This is a genomic window from Rhodopila sp., from assembly GCF_035548235.1.
Taxonomy (GTDB): domain Bacteria; phylum Pseudomonadota; class Alphaproteobacteria; order Acetobacterales; family Acetobacteraceae; genus Rhodopila.
Genome location: NZ_DASZTJ010000134.1, coordinates 1 through 9,272 on the forward strand (window position 1 = coordinate 1; position 9,272 = coordinate 9,272).

Genomic DNA, 9,272 nt, shown 5'->3' on the forward strand with positions numbered 1-9,272 from the left:
CCCCGTCACGGCCCGGACCGACCGGGCCATCTCCTGTGGCGCCAGATGGCCCGGTCGGGCCGGGGCATGACGGGCGGACGGGGGTTGTCCTTCCGGACGACCCGGGAGGGATTGGTCGAACCACCCGCCGTCCATCCCTTCGCCGGGATGCTTTCTGGTCCGCCCTGGACGCGGGCGTGTCGGGGATTTTCTCCCTCGTCACCTCGTTCCTGGTCGCCCGCCTGGTGGGCCCGCAGGCGCTGGGGATCGGCACCGCCGCGACGGCGCTGAACGTGGTGCTCTGGGTCGCCGTCAACGCCTTGTTCGCCGACGCGTTGGTGCAGCAACCGGAGTTGACGGAGCGCGAGGCGTCCTCGGCCTTTTGGGGATCCTGCCTGATCGGCCTTGGCGCCGCGGTGCTGCAGGCGGCCGTGGGCTGGGTACTTGCGTCCATGCTGGACGATCAAAGGCTGATCGGCATGGCCCTTGCGCTCGCCCTGCCGCTGCCTCTGGTGGGCGCCGCCGGGGTCGTCCAAGGACTGCTGACGCGGGAACGGGCATATCGACGCCTCGCGCTGCGCACTATTTTCGGCCAAGGGCTTGGCAGCGCGGTCGGCATCGCGGGCGCGCTGGCCGGCCTCGGACCTTGGGCGATCGTGCTGCAACAGGCCCTGGGCGCGACCACCGGCGCGTTGGCCCTGCTGCTGGGCCGGGGCTGGCGGCCCTTGGCAGCGTTCGATCGTGCCGCGCTGCGCCGCCTGCTGGCGATCGGCCTGCCCCTGACTGGCTCGACCCTCGTGTTGATCGGCCGCTACCGCCTGTTCGCCGTGCTGATCGGCGCCAGCGCCGGCTCGACCGTCTTGGGCGAGGTGCATATCGCCTTCCGCCTGGTGGACACGGTCCGGGATCTGACCTCCACCGCGCTGTGGCGGCTGCTGCTGCCGGTCCTGTCGCCATTGCAAAGCGACCGCAAGGCGATGCTGGCACAGGTGGATCGCTGGATGCGCCTGATCGGCCTGGTGATGCTGCCGGTCTGCGCCGTGCTGGCGTTCGGGCTGAGTCATGGGGTCGTCCGTGTCATGGGACCCGCCTGGCAATCGGCCGGCCCGGCGGCGCTGCCGCTGGTCGGGCTGATGGCGATCGGCGTGCTGACGTTTCCCGCAAGCGTGGCCCTGGTGGCCGCGGGTGGGGTTAGGATCGCGCTGTACGGCCATGTCGCCAGCCTTCTGCTGACTTGCGCGGGCGTATTGCTGATACCCCCGTCGAATGCCTGGCAGGCGGTGATGGTCTGGTGCGGCAGCCAGATACTGCTGCTGCCCTATACGCTGTGGACGAACGCCCGCGCCCTGGGCGTCGGGCCGCTGCGGCCGTTGTTCGGCCTGTTCATGATCGTCCGGCCTCAGATTGAGGCGTTGCCCGCAATCCGTGCCCGAGCAGGATCGTGACGGGGGCGAGTTGGCGGCCTTGGAGGCGGACGGATGCCCCCGGCAGCAGATCCACCGACGCAAACCATGGCGCGGCCACCGCCGCCGCTCGGGCGGGCGGATCCAGGCTCAACAAAAGCACCGTCTGTCCGGCGAAGCGCGCCGGCGGGGCCGTGAACCGGAACTCCCGCGCGTCGCCGCTGAGGCACAGCATCCGCACCGCCGGCCCCAGCGCGTAGCCGAACTTGCCCGCGTCGCGCCAGTTGAACGCCGCCGCGACCGTGTCCGCCGGCAGCAGGCCCCGCGCCAGCAGGTCGTCGCGGACCGACGCCCAGTTCATGCCCTCCAGGGTCGGGTCCCGTTTCAACAGCGCCAAGCCGGGTCCCAACCAGTCGAGTTGGATCTGGGTTGCCATGATCAACATGGCGCCCAGCAACAGGGCGGCGGTGACGCGGACGGTGCGCCGGACCCAGGGAACGCCTTCGCGTTCCGCCATCGCACGACCCAGCAGCGGGAACAGCATGAGGTAGCCGGGCGCGGCCCAATGGAACAGAATGCGCTGGCGCGACCATAGCGACAGCACGACGAACAGGACGATCGGCGGGATCGCGAGCCAGGCGAGCAGCCGATCCGGCCAGGGCGCCCCGGCGCGGAAGGTTCGGATCAGCAGCAGCATCATCGGTGCCCAGATCCAGGGCAGGACGAACAGCGCCTCACCCCCCAGCGTCGTCAGCGGCGCCAGGGGATGGAACTGGAGACCGAGCGCCCGGTCGCCCTGGAAGGCGAAGGAGGCCCAGCCGTGGCGGGCGTTCCAGATCAGGACCGGGCTGAACACCGTCGCCGCCGCGAGGACCGCCAGATACGGACCCGACCGCGCCAGCAGGCGGCGATGCGAAGGGGTCGCCAGGAAGAACAGGAAGGCACCACCGATCACCAGCACCGCCGAGTATTTCGACAGCATCGCCAGCCCCGCGCAAGCGCCGGCCGCCAGCCACCAGCCTATCCTGCCCCCGTCGGCCAGTCCCCCCTCGTTGGCCCATCGTCCTCCGTCATGGCCCGGCGTGACCGGGCTATTCCCCCCGTCGCACCCCTCGGCCGGCGACAGCGCCCGCATCAGACACGCCACGGCGGCGAGCAACCCGCAATCCAGCGGACCGTCCGGCAGCACCCAGGTTCCCGTGGTCAGCCCGAACACCGGCGACAGGTTCAACGCCACCACCGCCCAGAACCCGGCCCGCTCGCCGCCCACGCGGCGGCCGATCAGGAACGTCAGCCACTGCGACAGCGCGAACAGCAGGATGAACGGCGCGCGGACCACGACCGACGCCTCGGCGCCGACCAGTACCGCCGCCCCGTGCGACAGCCACCAGGACAGCGGCGGATGGTCGAAATAGCTGAACGCGAAGTGCCGCCCGGCGGCGATCATGTAACTTTCATCGACCCCCAGCCCCGTCGTCGCCGCGAAGGCAAACCGGATCAGCGTCGTAGCGAGGATCAGGACAACGATGGGAGTCAGCCGCATGCGGCGCGGTATCGCCGCTTTTGCCGCGTCGGGATAGTCCGATCGACGCGACCGTCGCACGGACTTGGCGGCGATCGAGGCAAATGCCAGAGTTTCCGCCAAAGCGCCCCGGAGGACATGCCATGTCGATCGCCGCCAACCTACTCTCCACGGCCATGGCGAGCATCGCCTTCGTCGGCTGCGGCCTGTCGACAACGCCGGCCCCGCCCCCCTCGCCCGCGACCCGGCGGCGAGACGTGGCGGTGAACGGCAAGCGCGCGAAGGTGATCGACATCCACGCCCATTGCATCGTTCCCAAGGCTGCGGCGGTGATCGGGCACCCGCTGGAAGCGCCCGGCCTGCTGATCGACGACACCAGCGCGCGGCTGGCGGCGATGGACGCGCAGGGCATCGACGTGGAGGCGCTGTCGATCAATCCGTTCTGGTACCGCGCCGACCGCGACCAGGCCGAGATCTTGATCCGCATCCAGAACGAGACTCTGGTCGAGTTCTGCGCCGCCCATCCGGACCGTTTCGTTGCGTTCGCAACGGCGGCCTTGCAGTTCCCGGACCTTGCCGCCCAGCAGGTTGAGCACGCGGTCAAGCAACTCGGGTTCCGCGGCATCGGCGTCGCCGGCAGCGTTGCGGGCCAGGAACTCGCCGATCCGAAGTTCCATCCGTTCTGGGCCAAGTGCGAGGAGTTGGGCGTGCTGGTCTTCATGCATCCGCTGGGGACCCGGGAGTTGGAACCGTCCGGGCGGCTGGGCGGCAGCGGGCTGCTGACGAACACGATCGGCAACCCGCTGGAGACGACGATCGCATTGTCGCACCTGATCTTCGAGGGCACGCTCGACCGGTTCCCTGGCCTGAAGATCTGCGCCGCACATGGCGGCGGCTTCCTGCCGTCCTATGCCAACCGGTCCGACGCGGTGTGCCGGACCTTCCCCGGCCGGGTCGGGCCCCTACCGAAAAAGGCGCCGACCGCGTACCTGCGCGATGGCCAGCTTTTCTTCGATACGATCGTCTTTACGCCCGAGGCGCTGCGTCACCTGATCGCCGAGACCGGATCGGCCCAGATCATGGTCGGCACGGATTATCCGTTCCCCTGGACGAGCACCGAGGTCGACCTGGTGTTGAACACGCCGGGCCTGACGGATGACGAACGAATGGCGATCCTGGGCGGCACGGCAGCGCGGCTGATGGGGATCGCGCCGTAGGGCGCTGCCTTACCAACCGACGTTGATCAACGGTCGGGATCAAAACCGGTTGGTAGCAAGCGGACGACGCCCGCCTTTGGCCGAGAGAAAGCCGCGTCGTGGTCGGGCTTGGCCCGTCCACGACGCGGAAGCGCCGGTGCCCGGCCTTATTCTGGCACCAACCTCTTCCACTACGGCTCCCTTACCCGGCGACCACCCGCTGCGTCTGGATACCCAGGCCCTCGATCCCCAGCCGCATCACGTCGCCGACCTTCAGGAACACTGGCTCCGGCTTGATGCCCATGCCGACGCCCGGCGGGGTGCCGGTGGCGATCACGTCGCCCGGATGCAGCGTGATGAAGTGGCTGACATAGCTGACAAGCTTCTGCACCCCGAAGATCATCGTCTGGGTCGAGCCGTCCTGGTAGCGCTTGCCGTTGACCTCGGTCCACAGCGGCAGGTCCTGCGGGTCGGACACTTCGTCCTTCGTCACCATCCACGGACCGGTCGGTCCGAACGTGTCGCAGCCCTTGCCCTTGTCCCAGGTGCCGCCGCGGTTGGTCTGGTAGTCGCGCTCGCTGACATCGTTGCAGACGCAATAACCGGCAACGTAGTCCATCGCTTCATGCTCCGGCACGTAGCGGGCGAGCTTGCCGATCACCACGCCCAGTTCCACCTCCCAGTCCAGCTTCTCGGAGCCGCGCGGCAGCTTCACGTCGTCGTTCGGGCCGCAGAAGGCCGAGAGCGACTTCAGGAACACGATCGGCTCCTTGGGGATCGGGTTGCCCGTCTCCGCGGCGTGGTCGGCGTAGTTCAAGCCGATGCAGACGAAGTTCACCGGCCGCGTGATGCAGGCGCCGATGCGGGGATTGCCCTCGACCTTGGGAAGCGTCGCCGGATCGATGCCGGCGATCATCTTCAGCGAAGCCTCGGACAGCGCGAAGCCGTCGATGTCGCGGACGATCTGGCTCAGGCACCTGATTTGGCCGTCGGCGTCCAGCAGGGCGGGTTTCTCGGCGCCGGCGGGCCCGTAGCGCAGCAGCTTCATGGATATTTCCCCCTCAAGGTCAAAGAGTCAGGCCGCCATCTATAACGACAGCCTGTCCGGTAATGAACTGGGCATCGTCACCGGCCAGATAGACGGCGAGCGCCGCGATCTCTTGCGGCGTCCCAAGCCGTCCCATCGGCTGCCTGGCAACGAAGGCCGCGCGCGCCGCGTCCACCCCGCCGGCACCTTGGGCGTTCGCCTCGATCCGCTCGCCCAGGCTTGGCGTCTCCACCGTGCCCGGGCAGATGCAGTTGCAGCGGATCCCGCGTGTCACGTAGTCGGTGGCGACCGAGCGGGTCATGCCGACCACGGCGGCCTTGGTGGCGGTGTAGATGAAGCGGTTCGGCACGCCCTTCAGGTTCGACGCGACCGAGGCCATGTTCAGGATCACGCCCTTCCCGCGATCCAGCATGCCGGGCAGGAAAGCCTGCATGGTGCGGAACATCGACCGGCAGTTCAGGTCGAAGGCGAAGGACCATTCGTCCTCGGTCGCCTCGAGCAGCGTCCCCTGGTGCACAAAGCCGGCGCAGTTGAACAAGATGTCGATCGTCCCGGCGGACTGGGCGGCAGCCTTGATCGCCGCGGCATCCAGAACGTTCAGCGCCGCCGTCGTGATCCGGTCGGACGCCAGGCTGCCCAGTTTCCCGGCATCGACGTCGGTGGCGATGACCCGCGCCCCGGCCTCGGCGAACGCCAGGGCCGTGGCGCGCCCGATCCCCTGGCCGGCGGCCGTGACGAATGCGGTCTTTCCTTGCAGCGACGGCATGGGCATCTCCTTCCCTTGGGCCGCGCTGCTTTAACGGAGTTTCGGCGCAGGGGAAATCCAGGGACCCGGGGATCGAAGGCTTCCGCCTAATCCTCCACGGTGAACCCGACCTTCATCGTCACCTGATAGTGGCGGATCTCGCCATTTTCGATCTCGCCGCGCATCTGCAGGACTTCGAACCAGCGCAGGTGCCGCGTGGTCTTGGCCATGCGGGCGATGGCGTTATCGATGGCGTCGGCGTGGCTGATCTCCGACGAGCCGGCGACTTCGACGATGCGGTAGGTGTGGTCCGACATTCCGGTCTCCTTTCCTCGATGGACAGGAGAACCGATGACGCGCCGTCCGGTCGCGCTATCTGTCGCGGTTGTTACGGCGTGCCGCCCTCGCCGATGTCCCACCAGATGCCGGTATAGGCAGCCAGCCCCTCCCGCGCCGGGGCGATCAGCAGGTGCTCGTCCGGGCCGTGCTGCTTGCAGCCGTTGTAGGAATGGGGAATCCACACCAACGGCACATGCAGGTGGTCGACGAAGACGTCGCCCGGCAGCCCGCCCGAGGAATTCGGAATCACCTGCACCCGCTTGCCCAGCGTCCGCTCCATGCTGCCGACCGTCCATCGGACCCAGGGATGGGCCGGATCGGTGCGGCTGGCGGCCATGCGCACGCCGGCCTTCTCGATCCGCACGACGCCGAAGCCGTTTTCGTCCAGGTGCTTGCGCAGTGCCGGCTCGAACACCGCCGGGTCGGTATCGGCGGTGTAGCGGATATGGCAGGTCGCACGGGCCGAAGGGGCGACGGCGTTGACCGGGTTCTCCGGCCGGCCGGAGACCATGGCCAGCACGATGAAACTGTTCCAGCCATAGATCTTCTCGGCCGCGGTCAGGCCGGGCTCTCCCCAATCGGCGTCGATCGTCGCCGCTTCGCCGCCGCCACCCACCGGGCAGCCGTCCAGGACCGCGCGCACCGAGGCCGGGACTCCGTTCCGCGGCAGCCAGTCGCGCACCAGGATGCGGCCGTGCCGGTCCATGATGCTGCCCAGCGCGTGGGACAGGACGATCGCGGGATCGGTCGTCAGCCCGCCCCAATGGCCCGAATGCACGCCGCCGGGGCGCAGTTCCAGCACCAGGTCGAACTGGAAGATGCCGCGCGTGCCGGTGGCGATCGTCGGGACCTCGGGCATCACCCGGGGCCCGTCGCTGGCGATCAGCACATCGGCTGCAAGGCGATCGGCATGCTGGGCCACGAATTCGCGCAAGCCGATGGAACCGCGTTCCTCGCTGGTTTCCAGCACCATCTTCACGTTGAAACCGAGCCGGCCGCCGCGTTCGGCGATGACGGCCTCCAAGGCGGTCAGGTTCAGCACGTGCTGGCCTTTGTTGTCGGCGGTGCCGCGGCCGTACCAGCGGTCGCCTTCTTCGGTCAGCGTCCAGGGGGCCAAGCCCGCGCGCCATTGGTCTTCCAAGCCGCGTACGGTGTCGCCGTGGCCATAGGTCACGATGGTCCGGGTCGCGCCGGGCTCGATCCGCTCCGCCAGCAGGATCGGGCCGAATCCCTCGACCGGATTAGGGTGGACTTCGACGGTGAAGCCGAGACGTTCCAGCCAGGGGCGAATGCCGGTTTCCAAATAGGCCTGCACGTCCGGCAGATGCCCGGGATCCTGGGAGGTGCTGGGGATGGCGACCAGGGACGCGAGATGATCGCGGAACCCATTGGTGTCGAACACGCCCAAAGCGCGGTTCAGCGCGCCGTCTCTCGATGCCATGTCATGCCTCCGTCGCGGACGCCGCGTCTTAAAGCAGGATAAGCATTGTTCGTCATGACCCGGACCGCATGGGTGCCGAGTTAACGCGACGCGTCAGATGGATGAGTTCCCACGTTTTCCGATGCTTTGCGGTGCCTCATGGGCCGGCTGTCGGAGCGGTTGATGGCAAGGCCATTCAAAGCAGGTTCTTAAAGCGATGCACACGGATGCACACAGCTTCTGCGGGATCTGCTGGCGTGTCGCCTGGTCCGAGACGACGAGCCCGCAGACACCGCGCCCGCCCCCCGGAATCTGTGTTCATCTGCGCCCATCCGATCTCATCTGTGTCAAAAATCTCACTTACGGCCAGCACCCGGTCTGGTCAGCTATCCCGACACCGGCTCGGGACGACTTCATGTCCGCCAGCCGCGGCATTCTCTCCATCACCACCGCAAATCGCGGATGGTCGGGCCAAACCCGAACACGACGGACGCAGGTCCCTGTCGTTCCGCGTTGCGGACAAAGGACCGCTATCCGCCCAACGCCCCCTGCGCCTCGACATAGAGCGCATACACCGACTGGCTCGCCGCCATGAACACGCGGTTGCGTTTCGTTCCGCCGAAGCACAGGTTCGCGCACCGTTCCGGCAGCAGGATACGGCCGATCAGCGTGCCGTCCGGGGCGAAGACCGCCACGCCGTCCTCGCTCGGGCCACCGGAGAAGCCGGCCCAGACATTGCCCTCGGTGTCGCAGCGGATACCGTCTGCCCAGCCTTCCCCGTCGAAGAACGTCCGCCCGTTCACCGCCCGGGTCCCATGGTCCACGATGTCGTAGACGCGCGTGCTCTTGGGCCGGTCATGCGGCGTGTCCACGACGTACAACCGACTCTCGTCCGGTGAGAAGCAGAGGCCGTTCGGCCGCGCCATGTCGCCGACCGCGATCGACAGCGTGCCGGACGCGGGATCCAGCCGGTAGACGCGGAACGGATGCTCCTGCGGCGCGGTGTGTCCCAGGTAGTTCCCCCGCGTCCCCGCGCCATTGTCGCTGAACCAGATCGTGTTGTCGGACTTCACCACAACGTCGTTCGGGGCGGTGAACTTCTTGCCCTCCCACTCGTCGGCCAGCACGGTGACCGTGCCGTCATACTCGGTCCGGGTCAGCCGCTGCGTGTCGTGCTCGCACGTCAGAAGCCGACCCTGGCGGTCCCGCGTGTTGCCGTTGGCATAGTGCGAGGGGCACCGGAAAACACTGATCCCGCCGGTGGTTTCGTCCCAACGCAGGATCTGATCGTTGGGAATGTCACTGAACAGCAGGTAGCGACCGTCGCCGAACCAGACCGGTCCCTCGGTGAAAGCGAAGCCGGTGGCGATGCGATGGATGGCGGCGTTGCCCAGGACGACCTTGGCGAAGCGCTTGTCCAGCACCTTCACGTCCGGATCAGGATAGCGGATCGGCGCGGACGACTCCCAACGGTTCATGACGATACGTTCCCCCTTGTTCTCGCGCGGATCGTAGGCTCGCCGCGTCCGCGAGTCCAAACGGAGCCTACCGGTTCGTCGCCTCCGGCGCCGACCGGTCGAAGATGCCGAACACCCCGCGCAGGAAACCCGGCGTCAGCGC

The 9,272-nt window shown here is 67.9% G+C and carries 8 protein-coding genes; 2 read left to right on the forward strand and 6 right to left on the reverse strand.

Going from position 1 to position 9,272, the window contains the following annotated elements; genetic code table 11:
* The first annotated feature begins 35 nt into the window (after positions 1-35).
* The gene (locus VHB27_RS11875) at positions 36-1,424 is read left to right on the forward strand and encodes an oligosaccharide flippase family protein (protein WP_325600601.1); all 1,389 of its coding nucleotides are present in this window, start codon (positions 36-38) and stop codon (positions 1,422-1,424) included.
* On the opposite strand, the gene VHB27_RS11880 is transcribed toward VHB27_RS11875, so the two are convergent.
* Complete coding sequence (locus tag VHB27_RS11880) at positions 1,363-2,925, reverse strand: glycosyltransferase family 39 protein (RefSeq protein ID WP_325600587.1); 1,563 nt, start codon at positions 2,923-2,925, stop codon at positions 1,363-1,365. The genes VHB27_RS11875 and VHB27_RS11880 overlap by 62 nt on opposite strands.
* Before the next feature lie 122 nt (positions 2,926-3,047).
* On the opposite strand from VHB27_RS11880, the gene VHB27_RS11885 reads away from it, so the two are divergent.
* Positions 3,048-4,121, forward strand: a complete 1,074-nt coding sequence (locus VHB27_RS11885) for an amidohydrolase family protein (protein ID WP_325600589.1) — start codon at positions 3,048-3,050, stop codon at positions 4,119-4,121.
* Positions 4,122-4,302: 181 nt separating this feature from the next.
* Here the strand turns inward: VHB27_RS11885 and VHB27_RS11890 are convergent, their stop codons facing one another.
* The 5 genes from VHB27_RS11890 to VHB27_RS11910 all read right to left on the reverse strand — a co-directional run bounded on the left by VHB27_RS11890 (position 4,303) and on the right by VHB27_RS11910 (position 9,130).
* The gene (locus tag VHB27_RS11890) at positions 4,303-5,148 is read right to left on the reverse strand and encodes a fumarylacetoacetate hydrolase family protein (protein ID WP_325600591.1); all 846 of its coding nucleotides are present in this window, start codon (positions 5,146-5,148) and stop codon (positions 4,303-4,305) included.
* A gap of 19 nt (positions 5,149-5,167) precedes the next feature.
* The gene (locus VHB27_RS11895) at positions 5,168-5,914 is read right to left on the reverse strand and encodes an SDR family oxidoreductase (protein WP_325600593.1); all 747 of its coding nucleotides are present in this window, start codon (positions 5,912-5,914) and stop codon (positions 5,168-5,170) included.
* 86 nt (positions 5,915-6,000) lie between these two features.
* Positions 6,001-6,210: a dodecin gene (locus VHB27_RS11900; protein WP_325600595.1), complete on the reverse strand. Its 210-nt coding sequence runs from the start codon at positions 6,208-6,210 to the stop codon at positions 6,001-6,003.
* 71 nt (positions 6,211-6,281) lie between these two features.
* A complete protein-coding gene (locus tag VHB27_RS11905; protein WP_325600597.1) occupies positions 6,282-7,673 on the reverse strand; it encodes a M20 family metallopeptidase in 1,392 nt (463 codons plus the stop codon).
* A gap of 509 nt (positions 7,674-8,182) precedes the next feature.
* A complete protein-coding gene (locus VHB27_RS11910) occupies positions 8,183-9,130 on the reverse strand; it encodes an SMP-30/gluconolactonase/LRE family protein (RefSeq protein ID WP_325600599.1) in 948 nt (315 codons plus the stop codon).
* Between the last annotated feature and the right edge of the window lie 142 nt (positions 9,131-9,272).